We start from the raw sequence: 14,375 nt of genomic DNA, 5'->3' as shown, positions 1-14,375 counted from the left end.
CAATCGCCTAGGAAAGTAAGCAGGCAACGTCCGATGAACAGGTAGTCAATACGACCCGGAGCGATAATGAAAAAACCCGAAAAATAACAAAAAAGCATTAGTAACTGTAAGAGGTGGACTACCTACAGATTTTACTAAAAATACAATACAGCAGTGCCCGCCGTTGAATCTTTGCAGAACGACGACAGTGCTCTTCGCCTTTTAAGGCCGGCAAAACAATTATTAGAGAGTTAACACTAATTTCTGTCAGCCCACCTGAATAAAACAATGCAATTTATCGATACCGACGGCATGAAACTCCGGTCCGTAGCGGGATCAAGCCAGCCATCTCCCCCCAGGCGATGGCCTCGAACCGTTCGTCTTGGGCTCTTGATTTCCAGATAAGATATATCTTAAGTTGTATCTAAATACGACGAGAGAACCCAAGAAATGAGAGACCATCATTCCCACCGCGAGCACGCTGACGGCCGCGACGGTTTCGAAAAACGCCCTGGCCCCGGCCGCGAACGCGGTGGACGCGGCCCCCGGGTATTCGCCCCCGGCGATCTGAAACTGCTGCTGCTGGCGCTGATCGCCGAGCAGCCGTGCCACGGCTATGACCTGATCCGCCAGATCGAAAGCATGTTTGACGGCGCCTACTGCCCGAGCCCCGGCGTGATCTACCCGACCCTGACCTTCCTTGAAGAAAGCGAAATGATCCAGGGCGACGCCGAAGGTGGAAAAAAACGCTACAGCATCACCGACGCCGGACGTTTGTCATTAAGCGAGCAGGCGATTGCCCTGGACGGCGTGCGCATGCGCATCGAAGTCAGCAAGCGCTCGTTGCGCGGCCACGACCGCCCGGCCGAGATCCACGAAGCGGTGCACAACCTGCGGCACGCCTTGCAAATGCATCACGGCCGCTGGAGCCCGGAAGAAATCCTGCGGGTGCGCGACCTGCTCAACAACACCGCCAAAGCCATCGTCGATGGCCCTGTCGTTCAATCTGTTCAGGAGAAGGCCGAATGACCGACGTCATCGTGCAAACCATTCACCGCGTCAGCCACGAACTCAAACGCCGTCGCCTGGAAGTACTGCGGATGGTCGACCTGACCCCGCGCATGCGCCGGATCACCCTCGGCGGACCGGAGCTGGCCGGCTTCGTCAGCCTCGGAACCGACGACCACGTAAAACTGTTTTTCCCGCAAACCGCAGCAGAACTCGCCACACTGGAAACCCTGGTGCTCGGTGCTGGCAAGGACAACGGGCCACTGCCGGCGATGCGCGACTACACGCCCCGTCGTTACGACCTGGACACGCTGGAGCTGGACATCGACTTTGTCTTGCACGGCGATGGCCCTGCCTCGACCTGGGCGGCTCAGGCCACACCCGGCCAGTTCCTGCACATCGGTGGGCCACGGGGTTCGATGGTCGTGCCGGACGTGTTCGACAGTTATCTGCTGATCGGCGACGAGACCGCCCTGCCCGCCATCGCCCGCCGCCTCGAAGGCCTGGCGGCCAACCGTCGCGCGCTGGTGGTGGTGGAAATCGAGAACGGTGCCGAACAGCAAATCCTCGAGAGCCAGGCGCAGGTCAAGGTGATCTGGGTCTTGCGCGAAGCCGGTAAAAACCACCTGCTGACCACCGTGCAACAGCTGCCGATGCCGAGTGGCGAGTTGTATGCGTGGATCGCGACAGAGTCCAAAGCCTCACGACAGATCCGCCGCGTGCTGCTGGACGAGAAGGGCTTGAGTCAGGACCAGGTGAAAGCCGTGGGCTACTGGAAACTCGACGACAGCGACGAGGAGTAATGACGGACACCTGTGGCGAGGGAGCTTGCTCCCGCTGGGTCGCGAAGCGACCCCAAAGCCATTCAATCGGGTTGTATCAGGCAGACCACATCGCCCGGTTTACGACGGCTTCGCCGCCGAGCGGGAGCAAGCTCCCTCGCCACAAAAGTGCTCTGTGACCGCTACGACCGTCCGCGCCAGCGATCCAGCCCGATCACCACCAGCGCAATCAGCACAAACCCCAGCAATATCCCGCTGGCATTGATGAACACCTGGGGATAACCGAGTTTTTCGACATCAATGAAGGGATACGGGTAAAGCCCCAGCGAGTGCCCGCGCAGCAAGGTAAAAGCGAAATACAGCACCGGGTAAATCGCCCACAAACCGATGTGCCCAAGGCGCAAGGTGCCCTTGGGTACGCACCGCCACCAATAGAACAGAAACAGCAGCGGCATGATGTCATGCAGCAGCTCGTCGGCGATGAACTGCCAGCCCTGCGGATGCCACAAATGCCGCAACAACAGGCTGTACGCCAGGCCGACCAGGGTAATGCTCACGGCAATCCCGCTGCTGACCCACGGCTGCAAAAAGAACGTACGGCCTTTCGACTCGCGTGAAGTCACGGCGCAGGTCAGCACCGTCGCCACCAGCGTATTGGTCAGGACGGTGAAGTAACTGAAGTAGCTCACCAGTCCACCCAGTTGGCTGGCGCTGACGCTCCAGCGACCGTAAAACACCAGGTACAGCTGAATGCTCAATCCCAGCCAGCCAAGCACGGCGGCCAAGCGGGTAAAACGGCTCATGACGGGCGACAGTCGAGTCGGCTCGGCGGGCATCTATATTCCTTAGAGCGGACGTTTGGTGCGCATCAACTTCACGTAGAGTTTTTCGACTTTCTCACGGGCCCACGGGGTTTTACGCAGGAAGGTCAGGCTCGACTTGATACTCGGATCGCTCTTGAAGCAGCGAATGTCGATGCGCTCGGCCAGCCCCGACCATTCGTAGTGTTGAACCAGCGTGTTAAGGATCTGCTCCAGGGTCACGCCGTGCAGCGGGTTGGTGTTCTGTTCGGTCATGCCGGGCCTTTGAACGAAGAAAGTAGAGGAAGTCGCGCACCTTAGCCGAGGGTGTCCTGCGGTGGAAGGACTCTGTGCGCTATCGGTTAAATGTAGGTGAACTCTGAATGATCGTAGCCTGCGGGTGTACACCGTCCTACGTGGAGCGGCGACCTTTTCAAGGATGACTGCACACTGTTACCAAATCCGAAATGATCCATGTCAAGAAAAGCCCTTTCTCTCTTTGTTACAGATCATTATCCTTGCAAGCCTAAAAGCTGAATCGCTTCACCTGCCCGATTCCCCCTCGCAGCGTTCAGCTCTCTTCCCCTAAAAGACCAAGAATTCCTTCTCTATGCCTGACATTCAGACTTTGCGAGACAGCGCTGTCTTCCCAACTGTTGCTGCCCGAAAAGCCATAACCCTGCTCGGTGGGCTCAGCGCCCTGAGTCTTGCCGCCTACTCTCAGGCTGCCCCTGCATTCGATAGCGACTCACCGTGGATGCTCGGCGACTGGAACGGCACACGCACCGAACTCGCGGAAAAAGGCTACGACTTCAAGCTCGACTACACCGGCGAGATGGGCAGCAACCTGCACGGCGGCTACGACCACGACCGCACCGCGCGCTACAGCGACCAGTTCGGCCTCGGCACGCACCTGGACCTGCAAAAAATCCTCGGCTGGCACGACGCTGAATTTCAGCTGACCCTCACCGAACGCAGCGGCAACAACATCAGCAACGACCGGGTCAACGATCCGCGTGTCGGCGGTTTCACCTCCGCCCAGGAAGTCTGGGGCCGTGGCCAGACCACCCGGTTGACGCAGATGTGGTATCAGCAGAAATTCTTCGATCAGAAACTCGACATCAAGGCCGGCCGTTTTGGCGAAGGCGAAGACTTCAACAGCTTCCCCTGCGACTTCCAGAACCTGGCGTTCTGCGGCTCCCAGGTCGGCAACTGGGCTGGTGGCATCTGGTACAACTGGCCAGTCAGCCAATGGGCGCTGCGGGTCAAATATCACCTGACGCCCGAGCTCTACGCCCAAATCGGCGCCTATGAACAGAACCCGTCGAACCTGGATCGCGACAACGGCTTCAAGCTCAGCGGCAGCGGCACCCAAGGCACGGTGCTGCCGGTGGAGTTGGTGTGGACACCGAAACTCAACGGTCTGCCCGGCGAATACCGCGCCGGTTATTACTACAGCAGCGCCAAGGCCACCGACGTCTACAAGGACAGCAACGGCCAGCCCGCCGCCCTGAGTGGTCAGCCCTACCGCAGCGCATCGAGCAAGCACGGCGTCTGGCTGGGCGTGCAGCAGCAACTGACCAGCCGCGCCAGCGATAACTCGCGGGGCTTGAGTGTGTTTGCCAACGGCACGATGCACGACAAGAAGACCAACGCCGTCGACAACTATGTCCAGGCCGGCGTCGTCTACAAAGGCCTGTTCGATGCCCGCAGCAAGGACGACATCGGCTTCGCCATGGCCCGGGTTCACGTCAACCCGGCCTTCCGTAAAAACGCCGAGGCGATCAACCAGGCACACGCGGTCTTCGACTACAACGACCCGTCCTTCTTGCCGCCGCAAGACACCGAATACAGCGCCGAACTCTATTACGGCGTGCATGTGACCAACTGGCTGACCGTGCGCCCGAACCTGCAATACATCCGCCATCCCGGTGGCGTGAATGAGGTCGATGACGCGCTGATCGGCGGGATCAAAATCCAGTCGTCGTTCTAACCAACGAGACAGAACCTGTGGGAGCGGGCTTGCTCGCGAAGGGGCCGTCAGCTTCGACATCAATGTTGACTGACCCATCGCTTTCGCGAGCAAGCCCGCTCCCACAAGGAATGCATCACTGAGCTTTTTGTACTGAAACCTGCCCGTGCCTGATCGTCATCTACAGTGAACAGGCGCGGGACTACTTAAACGTCACGGAGAACCACACTATGAGCACTGATGGTGCTTTGAGTCGAAGCCGCCTGCTACCGAGCCTGCTCGGTATCGTGCTTCTGCTAATGGGCCTGGCCTTGCTGGCCGGGGGGATCAAGCTGAGCATGCTCGGCGGCTCGCTGTATTACCTGCTGGCCGGGATCGGCCTGGTGCTGACCGGGATTTTGCTGCTGGCTGCCCGCCGTGCGGCGCTGGGCCTGTACGCCGTGGTGCTGTTCGCCAGTACGGTGTGGGCGCTGTGGGAAATCGGTCTCGACTGGTGGCAACTGGTGCCACGTCTGTCGCTGTGGTTCGCCCTTGGCGTAGTCCTGCTGTTGCCGTGGTTCCGCCGTCCGCTGCTGCGTGACGGCGCCGCTCCGCTGGGCACTGCCGCGCTGAGCGTGGCCGTGGTTTTGGCCGGCGCCACCGCGGTTGCCAGCCAGTTCACCCACCCGGGTGAGATCATGGGCGAGCTGGGCCGCGACACTGCCGACATGACCAGCACCGCGCCAGCAATGCCCGAAGGCGAGTGGCAGGCCTATGGCCGCACCGAATTCGGCGACCGCTACTCGCCGCTGAAGCAGATCACCCCGGCCAACGTCGGCAAGCTGCAAGAAGCCTGGCGCATCCGCACCGGCGACCTGCCGACCGCCGATGACCCGGTGGAGCTGACCAACGAAAACACCCCGCTGAAGGTCAACGGCATGCTCTATGCCTGCACCGCCCATAGCAAGGTGCTGGCGCTGGACCCGGACACCGGCAAGGAAATCTGGCGCTTCGACCCGCAGATCAAGAGCCCCGTAGGCTTCAAGGGCTTCGCCCACATGACCTGCCGTGGCGTTTCCTACTACGACGAGAACGCCTACGCCAAGGCTGACAACGCTTCGGCCGCCGTCATCTCCGAAGCTGGCAAAGCGGTTGCGCAAGCCTGCCCGCGTCGTCTCTACCTGCCTACCGCCGATGCTCGCCTGATCGCGCTGAACGCCGACACCGGCAAAGTCTGCGAAGGCTTCGGCGATCACGGCGTGGTTGACCTGACCCAAGGTATCGGTCCGTTCACTCCCGGCGGCTACTACGCCACCTCGCCGGCGGCGATCACCCGTGATCTGGTGATCATGGGCGGTCACGTCACCGACAACGAGTCGACCAACGAGCCGTCCGGCGTAATCCGCGCCTTCGACATCCGCGACGGTCACCTGGTCTGGAACTGGGACAGCGGCAACCCTGAGGCGACCGAGCCTTTGGCTCCGGGCAAGACCTACACCCGCAACTCGCCGAACATGTGGTCGCTGGCCAGCGTCGACGAAAAACTGGGCATGGTCTACCTGCCGCTGGGCAACCAGATGCCAGACCAGTGGGGTGCCGACCGCACGCCAGGCGCAGAAAAATTCAGCGCCGGCATCGTTGCCCTGGATCTTGCGACCGGCAAGGTGCGCTGGAACTTCCAGTTCACTCACCACGACCTGTGGGACATGGACGTCGGCAGCCAGCCGACCCTGCTCGACATGAAGACCGCCGACGGCATCAAGCCGACGCTGATCGCACCGACCAAGCAGGGCAGCCTGTATGTGCTCGACCGTCGCAACGGCACACCGATCGTGCCGATTCGCGAAGTGCCGGCGCCGCAAGGTGCAGTCACCGGCGACCATACCGCGCCGACCCAGGCTCGCTCGGACCTCAACCTGCTCGCTCCGGATCTGACCGAGAAGGCCATGTGGGGCGCCAGCCCGTTCGACCAGATGCTCTGCCGCATCCAGTTCAAGCAACTGCGCTACGAAGGCCAGTACACCCCGCCGTCATTGCAGGGCAGCTTGATTTATCCGGGTAACGTTGGTGTGTTCAACTGGGGCAGCGTGTCGCTCGACCCGGTTCGCCAGATGCTGTTCACCAGCCCGAACTACATGGCGTTCGTCTCCAAACTGATCCCGCAGGCTGAAGTGGCTGCCGGGAGCAAGCGCGAGAGCGAGACCTCGGGCATCCAACCCAACACCGGCGCACCATACGCGGTGACCATGCACCCGTTCATGTCGCCATTCGGCGTACCGTGCCAGGCTCCGGCCTGGGGCTACGTCGCCGGTATCGACCTGACCACCAACAAAGTGGTGTGGAAGCGCAAGAACGGCACCAGCCGCGACAGCTCGCCACTGCCTATCGGCCTGCCGATCGGCGTGCCAAGCATGGGCGGCTCGATCGTCACCGCCGGCGGCGTCGGCTTCCTCAGCGGCACCCTGGACCAGTACCTGCGCGCCTATGACGTCAACAACGGCAAGGAACTCTGGAAGTCGCGCCTGCCGGCCGGCGGCCAAGCCACGCCGATGACCTACACCGGCAAGGACGGCAAACAGTACGTCCTGCTGGTGGTTGGCGGCCATGGTTCGCTGGGCACCAAAATGGGCGACTATGTGATCGCTTACAAACTGTCGGAATAAGCGTTAACCGCAGTTAAAACGAAGGCGACTACCGCGAGGTAGTCGCCTTTTTTGTGGCCGATGGAATCGTTCCCACGCTCTGAACCGTAGCAGCTGCCGAGCCTGCGAGGCTGCGTTCGACTGCGAAGCAGTCGCTGAATCAGACCGCGCGTTCTTCCAGGTAAAATGTGGATGCAGGATTTGCGAGGACTTCGTCCTCGAACGCAGCCTCGCAGGCTCGGCAGCTGCTACGGGAGTAGTCCTGCACCGTCTTTAAACTGCCGCGGGAACGTAGGACCCAGAGAAGCTTCCGACATGTATTTAAGGTTGCTGGTGGGAAGCCGCATCACTAGTCTTTGGTGGTCGCTGCCCATTCAGCGACCGGGTTTGACCGTCCGAACACACTCCAGGTGCACATAGGAGCGTCACCATGCACAAAGTCTCTCCCGATTTCCCTGAAACCCCAAGCACTTCCCCTTACGCCTCCACCGACTCGAAAAAACTCCACGACGCTGCCGAACGGGCGCTGGATCATTACCTGAAACCACCGTTCGACAAGGGCAATCTGCCCGACAAACGTCCCTCCAACATCTTCGCGGTCATCCCCGATCTGGATAACGAAACCCTGCTGGCGCATGCCTCGGAAACACTCGCCTCGGTCAATGTGCTGGCCAGCGATTTGGCGTTTGAGCTTGAAGGCACGCGCCGACATGTGGCGTTGGCGATTCAGCAAATGGTCTCGTTGGGGGAACTGTTGGTGAATCGGGCACTGGATAGTTTCGATCAGCCAGAAGAGCGGTAGCGCCGGATTGTGGGAGCGGGCTTGCTCGCGAAGAGTTCATCACATTCAACATCTCAGTTGACTGCCAGTCCGCCTTCGCGAGCAAGCCCGCTCACAATTTTGATCGATGTACATCAGCCTCTAAAACCGTACACGCCCCAACCACTCAGGCCGGCCGGTAGGCCGCCGTGCTGTTGCCTTTGATTTTGATCCACCCGCCCCTTTCGGGAGGCCGAGTGGAGGTGTTCATCAGGGGGTGGGCGCGCAGCGCCGTACGGCGCAGCCGGACACATCGAGAGGAGGTCGTCGCGAAGCAGACCGTAGGCGATGCCCCCTGATGAATACCGTAGCGAGGGAACGCCGAGCCTAAGCGAGGTGCCGTACGCTTGGGGCGAGCGTTTTTTGCTTACTTTTTTTAGGCGCTTGTAAAAAAAGTGAGTCGCCGTCAGGGCGAAACCCTAAGTGGCCGTTACCGCAGGAATGGATATGTACACCTGCAAGACATTGGCCGGCTGTCCGGCCGCCATCGCGAGCAGGCTCGCTCCCACAGTTGAACTGTGTACATCCGCAAGAGGTTGGCCGGCTGTCAGGCCGCCATCGCGAGCAAGCTCAGCTCCCACAATAGTTGGGCGAATACACCTTATGAAACACCCGCTAACAACCGCCCCCCATTGAAACCACCCACCACCTGCCCCATCTATCCCTCATACCCCATTGCGCAGGTGYCCCATGAGCGACCAGCAAGAATTCCCGGATAACCCGAGCGACTACGCCGACCCCGAAAACGCCGAACACCACACCTCAACAGGCAAAGGCCTGGCCCTGCCCGGCCAGAACCTGCCGGACAAGGTCTACATCATCCCGATTCACAACCGCCCGTTCTTCCCCGCGCAAGTACTGCCGGTGATCGTCAATGAAGAACCCTGGGCCGAAACCCTCGACCTGGTCGCCAAGTCCGAACATCACTCGCTGGCACTGTTCTTCATGGACAGCCCGCAAGAAGACCCACGGCATTTCGACACCTCCGCCCTGCCGCTCTACGGCACGCTGGTAAAGATCCATCACGCCAGCCGCGAAAACGGCAAACTGCAATTCGTCGCCCAGGGCCTGACCCGCGTACGCCTCAAGACCTGGCTCAAACACCATCGCCCACCGTACCTGGTGGAAGTCGAATACCCGCACCAGCCAAGCGAGCCGACCGATGAGGTCAAGGCCTACGGCATGGCGCTGATCAACGCGATCAAGGAACTGCTCCCGCTCAACCCGCTGTACAGCGAAGAGCTGAAAAACTACCTCAACCGTTTCAGCCCCAACGATCCGTCGCCACTGACCGACTTCGCCGCCGCCCTGACCTCGGCCACCGGCAGCGAGCTGCAAGAAGTGCTCGACTGCGTGCCAATGCTCAAGCGCATGGAAAAAGTCCTGCCGATGCTGCGCAAGGAAGTCGAAGTCGCGCGCTTGCAGAAAGAAATCTCCGCCGAAGTGAACCGCAAGATCGGCGAACACCAGCGCGAGTTTTTCCTCAAGGAACAACTCAAGGTCATCCAGCAGGAACTGGGGCTGACCAAGGACGACCGCAGCGCCGACGTCGAGCAGTTCGAGCAGCGGCTGGTGGGCAAGGTCCTGCCGCCACAGGCACAGAAACGCATCGAAGAGGAAATGAACAAGCTGTCGATCCTCGAAACCGGCTCGCCGGAATACGCCGTCACCCGCAACTACCTGGAGTGGGCGACAGCGGTGCCGTGGGGCGTTTATGGCGAGGACAAACTCGACCTCAAGCACGCGCGCAAAGTCCTCGACCAACACCATGCCGGGCTCGACGACATCAAGGACCGGATCCTCGAATTCCTTGCGGTCGGCGCCTACAAAGGCGAGATCGCCGGCTCCATCGTGCTGCTGGTCGGCCCGCCTGGCGTGGGCAAGACCAGCGTCGGCAAATCCATCGCCGAGTCGCTGGGGCGGCCGTTCTATCGCTTCAGCGTCGGCGGTATGCGCGACGAAGCCGAGATCAAGGGCCACCGCCGCACCTACATCGGTGCGCTGCCGGGCAAACTGGTCCAGGCGTTGAAAGACGTTGAAGTGATGAACCCGGTGATCATGCTCGACGAAATCGACAAGATGGGCCAAAGCTTCCAGGGCGACCCAGCCTCGGCATTGCTGGAAACCCTGGACCCGGAACAGAACGTCGAATTCCTCGACCATTACCTGGACCTGCGCCTGGACCTGTCGAAAGTGCTGTTCGTCTGCACCGCCAACACCCTGGACTCGATTCCAGGTCCGTTGCTCGACCGGATGGAAGTGATTCGCCTGTCGGGTTACATCACCGAAGAAAAGGTCGCCATTGCCAAGCGTCACCTGTGGCCAAAACAGCTTGAGAAAGCCGGGGTGTCGAAAACCAGCCTGTCCATCAGCGACAGCGCGCTGAAAGCCCTGATCAACGGTTACGCCCGCGAAGCCGGGGTGCGTCAGTTGGAAAAACAACTGGGCAAACTGGTGCGCAAAGCGGTGGTGAAGCTGATCGACGAACCGAAAGCTGTAATCAAGATCGGCCCCAAAGACCTCGAAGCCTCACTCGGCATGCCGGTGTTTCGCAACGAACAAGTGCTGTCCGGCACCGGGGTCATCACCGGCCTGGCCTGGACCAGCATGGGCGGCGCGACCTTGCCGATCGAAGCCACGCGCATTCACACCCTCAACCGCGGCTTCAAGCTCACCGGGCAACTGGGTGACGTGATGAAGGAATCGGCCGAGATCGCCTACAGCTACGTCAGCTCGCACCTCAAGCAGTTCGGTGGCGACGCGAAGTTTTTCGACGAAGCCTTCATCCACCTGCATGTACCCGAAGGTGCAACACCGAAAGACGGCCCAAGCGCCGGCGTAACCATGGCCAGCGCCCTGCTCTCGCTGGCGCGCAACCAGCCGCCGAAAAAAGGCGTGGCCATGACCGGCGAGCTGACGTTGACCGGGCATGTACTGCCGATTGGCGGGGTCCGCGAGAAGGTGATCGCGGCGCGTCGGCAGAAGATCTTCGAACTGATCTTGCCGGAGCCCAACCGTGGCAGTTTTGAGGAACTGCCGGATTACCTGAAGGAAGGGATCACCGTGCACTTTGCCAAGCGCTTTGCGGATGTGGCGAAGGTGTTGTTCTGACAGTGATGTAGCGCCATTACCATTGCCATCGCGAGCAGGCTCGCTCCCACAGGGATAGTGATAAACCTGTGGGAGCGAGCTTGCTCGCGATGACGTCAGCACTCACGACGCCAAACCTTCGGCCGTCCCGGTCGGGACCGTCACACTTTGATTCATCTTCGGTTATGCTCGCCGTTCGTCGTGAATACCGGAGTTCCAGATCCAATGTCCCCTACCCGTCTGCTTCTGCCCCTGAGCCTCGCCCTGCTGGCCGCCTGCGCCACTCAACCGAAACAGAACGTGACGGTGGAAAAACAAAGCGAATGCCCGGTGCAACTGAACAACGGGCAACACCTGATCCTGACCCTGCCAAGCAACCCGACCACCGGTTATCGCTGGGCGATCCAGGATTCGGCTGGCGGTGTGCTGCGGGCGATCAGTCCCGAGGTTTACAGCAACCCGGAAAACACCGGGCTGGTGGGCAGTGGCGGGCAATCGACCTGGCGCTTTCAAGCGTTCGCTGCAGGCAACGGACGTTTGCGCCTGACTTATCAACAGCCGTGGGAACCGGAAGTCGAACCTGCACAAACTTTCGACTGCGCGATTTCGGTCAACTGATCATGGGCTGGCTGATTCTGGCGCTGATGGGCGCGGTGACGTTTCTTTACGGAGTGAGCATTCACGCCGCGTTGCTGTGCCTAGTGGTCAAACCGTTGCCGGTGTTGGCGCTGCTCGGCTGGTTGCACGACGCGCCGCCCAGCGACTATCGGCGCTGGATCAGCCTTGGCCTGATGTTTTCGGTGCTCGGCGATGTGCTGCTGGCGTGGCCGGGGGATTTGTTCGTGTTTGGCCTCGGCGCGTTTCTGGTGGCGCACCTGGTGTACTTGAAAGCCTACTTGAGTGATTGCCGACGCCTGGCGCTGGCGCCGCTGACCTTCGCGCTAGGCGTCGGTGCTGTGTTGCTGGGGATCCTGATCAGCCATGGCCTGGGGCCGTTGCTGGTTCCGGTGATCGTCTACGGCGTGGCCATCAGCGCCATGCTTTGGCGAGCCTTGGCCCGTTTGGGCAGCGACGTGCCCAAGCGCTCGGCGCTGTTGGCGGCCGGTGGTGCGTTGGCGTTTGTGTTCTCCGACAGCGTGATCGGCATCAGCCGTTTTGTCGTGCCGTTTGAAGCCGCACCTTACGTGATCATCCTCAGCTACTGGCTGGGGCAATGGGGGATTACCGCGTCGGCGTTCTCCCAGAAACCGCGCTGAACCCTGTGGCGAGGGAGCTTGCTCCCGCTGGGTTGCGAAGCGGCCCTAAACCCGGTGAACGCGGTGTACCTGACAAAACCCGATTGCAGGTTTTGGGAGTGCTACGCACTCCAACGGGAGCAAGCTCCCTCGCCACAACAGCCCGCTCGCCGCACAGATTGCGTGAACCAGGCGGTTTATCAGACAACCCGCGCATCCCCCCGTCAATTTGGCTAAAATGCCGGCCTTTTCCACATCCGCCGCTGGAACCGCCGTGAGCAAAGAATCCGATCGCCTTTTCGCCCAGCCTTTGGCCCAGGTGCCTGACTTCGCCTTTAACGAGGACGTGGTGCGGGTGTTCCCGGACATGATCAAGCGCTCGGTGCCGGGTTACCCGACCATTGTCGAAAACCTCGGTGTGCTCGCGGCRCAATTCGCCCAGCCGGGCAGCGTGCTCTACGACCTCGGCTCGTCGCTTGGCGCTGTGACCCAGGCCCTGCGCCGTCATGTGCGCACCGACGGTTGCCGGGTGATTGCGGTGGATAACTCGGCGGCGATGGTCGAGCGTTGCCGCGAATACCTCAACGGCCAGGACTCGATGTTCCAGGAGCTGTTGCCGGTTGAAGTGATCGAAGGCGACATTCTCGCGCTGGAGTTCAAACCGGCCTCGGTGGTGGCGCTGAACTTCACCCTGCAATTCATTGCCCCGGACCAACGCCTGGCACTGCTTGCACGTATTCGTCAGTCGCTGTTGCCGGGCGGCGCACTGATTCTGTCGGAAAAGCTGCGTTTCGAAGATGCCGAAGAACACGCGCTGCTCACCGACCTGCACATCGCCTTCAAACGCGCCAACGGCTACAGCGAACTGGAAATCGCCCAGAAGCGCAGCGCCATCGAAAACGTCATGAAGCCCGACAGCCTCCAGGAACACCGCGAACGCCTGCTGGCCGCCGGGTTCTCGAAAGTCGTGCCGTGGTTCCAGTGTCTTAACTTTGCCTCGTTGATTGCCTTGCCATGATTGATCTGTCCCCCCTCGCCCGCCGTCTGGCCGGCACGCCACTGGCCGATTGGGCCAACACCCTGCAAGCGCAACTCGACGTAAAAATGGAAAAAGGTCACGGCGACCTCGAGCGCTGGCAGAGCGCGCTGGACGCCTTGCCGAAGCTCCAGCCGAGTGAAGTCGACTTGCTGAACGGCCTGACCCTGAACACCGACTGCGACGATGAAACCCGCGCGCAAATGCGCACCGCGCTGATGGGTTTGTCGCCTTGGCGCAAAGGTCCGCTCGACCTGTTCGGTGTACACGTCGACACCGAATGGCGTTCGGACTGGAAGTGGTCGCGAGTCGCCCCGCACCTGGACCTCAAGGGTAAACGCATCCTCGATGTCGGCTGCGGCAACGGCTACTACATGTGGCGCATGCTCGGCGCCGGTGCCGACAGCGTGATCGGCGTCGACCCGAACTGGCTGTTCTTCTGCCAGTTCCAGGCGGTGCAGCGTTACCTGTCCGAGCCCAACGCCTGGCACCTGCCGTTTCCTTTTGAAGACCTGCCACCGAATCTGGAAGGCTTCGACACCGTGTTTTCCATGGGCGTGTTCTACCACCGCCGCTCGCCAATCGAGCATTTGCTGGCACTGAAGGATTGCCTGGTCAAGGGCGGTGAGCTGGTGCTGGAAACGCTGGTGATCGAAGGCGATGAGCAGCAGGTGCTGGTGCCGGAAGACCGTTATGCGCAGATGCGCAACGTCTGGTTCCTGCCGTCGGTGCCGGCGCTGATGCTCTGGCTGCGCCGTGCCGGATTCAGCGATGTGCGCTGCGTGGATGTCAGCGTGACCACGGTTGAAGAACAACGCGGGACCGAGTGGATGAAGTATCAGTCGCTGAGCGACTTTCTCGATCCGGATGATCACAGCAAGACCATTGAAGGTCTGCCGGCGCCGATGCGCGCGGTGATCGTGGCCAAAAAATAACGCCCAATCTCCCTGCCAATGGAGATCCCCCCTGTGGGAGCGAGCCTGCTCGCGATGAGGCCCTAACATCCAACATCAATGTTGAATGTCAGGCCGC

12 protein-coding genes are annotated in these 14,375 nt (G+C 60.8%); 10 read left to right on the top strand and 2 right to left on the bottom strand.

The genetic code is table 11. The annotated features are described in order from the left end of the window. Nucleotides 1-429: 429 nt before the first annotated feature. On the top strand, nt 430-1,008 hold the full coding sequence (locus AC1DIH_RS10865) for a PadR family transcriptional regulator (RefSeq protein WP_477771671.1): 579 nt from the start codon (nt 430-432) through the stop codon (nt 1,006-1,008). Beyond that, a complete protein-coding gene (locus AC1DIH_RS10860; RefSeq protein WP_477771670.1) occupies nt 1,005-1,790 on the top strand; it encodes a siderophore-interacting protein in 786 nt (261 codons plus the stop codon). The genes AC1DIH_RS10865 and AC1DIH_RS10860 overlap by 4 nt, the downstream gene beginning before the upstream one ends. 161 nt (nt 1,791-1,951) lie before the next feature. On the opposite strand, the gene AC1DIH_RS10855 is transcribed toward AC1DIH_RS10860, so the two are convergent. Together AC1DIH_RS10855 and AC1DIH_RS10850 are read right to left on the bottom strand one after the other, a co-directional pair. Continuing rightward, nucleotides 1,952-2,605, bottom strand: coding sequence for a Pr6Pr family membrane protein (locus AC1DIH_RS10855; RefSeq protein WP_477771669.1), 654 nt, complete (start codon nt 2,603-2,605; stop codon nt 1,952-1,954). Nucleotides 2,606-2,614: 9 nt separating this feature from the next. Then, entirely contained in the window at nt 2,615-2,845 is a 231-nt protein-coding gene (locus AC1DIH_RS10850; protein WP_019693422.1) for a VF530 family protein, read from the bottom strand. Nucleotides 2,846-3,179: 334 nt separating this feature from the next. Here AC1DIH_RS10850 and AC1DIH_RS10845 point away from each other — a divergent pair, with 334 nt between their 5' ends. From AC1DIH_RS10845 to cmoB, 8 genes are all read left to right on the top strand, one after another. Beyond that, on the top strand, nt 3,180-4,562 hold the full coding sequence (locus tag AC1DIH_RS10845) for a carbohydrate porin (RefSeq protein WP_477771668.1): 1,383 nt from the start codon (nt 3,180-3,182) through the stop codon (nt 4,560-4,562). Nucleotides 4,563-4,771: 209 nt separating this feature from the next. After that, nucleotides 4,772-7,183 carry a glucose/quinate/shikimate family membrane-bound PQQ-dependent dehydrogenase gene (locus tag AC1DIH_RS10840; RefSeq protein ID WP_477771667.1) on the top strand — a complete coding sequence of 804 codons (2,412 nt, stop codon included), beginning with the start codon at nt 4,772-4,774 and terminating at the stop codon, nt 7,181-7,183. 409 nt (nt 7,184-7,592) lie between these two features. Next, nucleotides 7,593-7,964 carry a DUF6124 family protein gene (locus AC1DIH_RS10835; RefSeq protein WP_477771666.1) on the top strand — a complete coding sequence of 124 codons (372 nt, stop codon included), beginning with the start codon at nt 7,593-7,595 and terminating at the stop codon, nt 7,962-7,964. 708 nt (nt 7,965-8,672) lie between these two features. Beyond that, nucleotides 8,673-11,093, top strand: coding sequence for an endopeptidase La (gene lon, locus AC1DIH_RS10830; RefSeq protein WP_477771665.1), 2,421 nt, complete (start codon nt 8,673-8,675; stop codon nt 11,091-11,093). Between the two features lie 204 nt (nt 11,094-11,297). Continuing rightward, nucleotides 11,298-11,690 (top strand): protease inhibitor I42 family protein, encoded by a 393-nt coding sequence (locus AC1DIH_RS10825; protein ID WP_216741109.1) that lies wholly within the window; start codon nt 11,298-11,300, stop codon nt 11,688-11,690. Between the two features lie 2 nt (nt 11,691-11,692). After that, entirely contained in the window at nt 11,693-12,328 is a 636-nt protein-coding gene (locus AC1DIH_RS10820; RefSeq protein ID WP_477771664.1) for a lysoplasmalogenase, read from the top strand. A 217-nt stretch (nt 12,329-12,545) separates the two neighbouring features. Continuing rightward, nucleotides 12,546-13,325 carry a carboxy-S-adenosyl-L-methionine synthase CmoA gene (gene cmoA / locus AC1DIH_RS10815; RefSeq protein WP_173860016.1) on the top strand — a complete coding sequence of 260 codons (780 nt, stop codon included), beginning with the start codon at nt 12,546-12,548 and terminating at the stop codon, nt 13,323-13,325. Beyond that, nucleotides 13,322-14,278 carry a tRNA 5-methoxyuridine(34)/uridine 5-oxyacetic acid(34) synthase CmoB gene (cmoB, locus tag AC1DIH_RS10810; RefSeq protein ID WP_477771663.1) on the top strand — a complete coding sequence of 319 codons (957 nt, stop codon included), beginning with the start codon at nt 13,322-13,324 and terminating at the stop codon, nt 14,276-14,278. The genes cmoA and cmoB overlap by 4 nt, the downstream gene beginning before the upstream one ends. The last annotated feature ends 97 nt before the right edge of the window (nt 14,279-14,375 follow it).

Source organism: Pseudomonas sp. 05N36 (assembly GCF_056397385.1).
Note: the sequence above shows the minus strand (reverse complement) of the source record. Positions and strands in the feature narration are given on the sequence as shown.

Excerpts from the sequence above, each read along its gene's own strand:
- AC1DIH_RS10850 (WP_019693422.1), bottom strand. The coding sequence starts at position 2,845 with ATGACCGAACAGAACACCAACCCGCTGCACGGCGTGACCCTGGAGCAG.
- AC1DIH_RS10855 (WP_477771669.1), bottom strand. The coding sequence starts at position 2,605 with ATGCCCGCCGAGCCGACTCGACTGTCGCCCGTCATGAGCCGTTTTACC.
- AC1DIH_RS10860 (WP_477771670.1), top strand. The coding sequence starts at position 1,005 with ATGACCGACGTCATCGTGCAAACCATTCACCGCGTCAGCCACGAACTC.
- lon (WP_477771665.1), top strand. The coding sequence starts at position 8,673 with ATGAGCGACCAGCAAGAATTCCCGGATAACCCGAGCGACTACGCCGAC.
- AC1DIH_RS10840 (WP_477771667.1), top strand. The coding sequence starts at position 4,772 with ATGAGCACTGATGGTGCTTTGAGTCGAAGCCGCCTGCTACCGAGCCTG.
- cmoB (WP_477771663.1), top strand. The coding sequence starts at position 13,322 with ATGATTGATCTGTCCCCCCTCGCCCGCCGTCTGGCCGGCACGCCACTG.
- AC1DIH_RS10835 (WP_477771666.1), top strand. The coding sequence starts at position 7,593 with ATGCACAAAGTCTCTCCCGATTTCCCTGAAACCCCAAGCACTTCCCCT.
- AC1DIH_RS10845 (WP_477771668.1), top strand. The coding sequence starts at position 3,180 with ATGCCTGACATTCAGACTTTGCGAGACAGCGCTGTCTTCCCAACTGTT.
- AC1DIH_RS10820 (WP_477771664.1), top strand. The coding sequence starts at position 11,693 with ATGGGCTGGCTGATTCTGGCGCTGATGGGCGCGGTGACGTTTCTTTAC.
- AC1DIH_RS10825 (WP_216741109.1), top strand. The coding sequence starts at position 11,298 with ATGTCCCCTACCCGTCTGCTTCTGCCCCTGAGCCTCGCCCTGCTGGCC.
- AC1DIH_RS10865 (WP_477771671.1), top strand. The coding sequence starts at position 430 with ATGAGAGACCATCATTCCCACCGCGAGCACGCTGACGGCCGCGACGGT.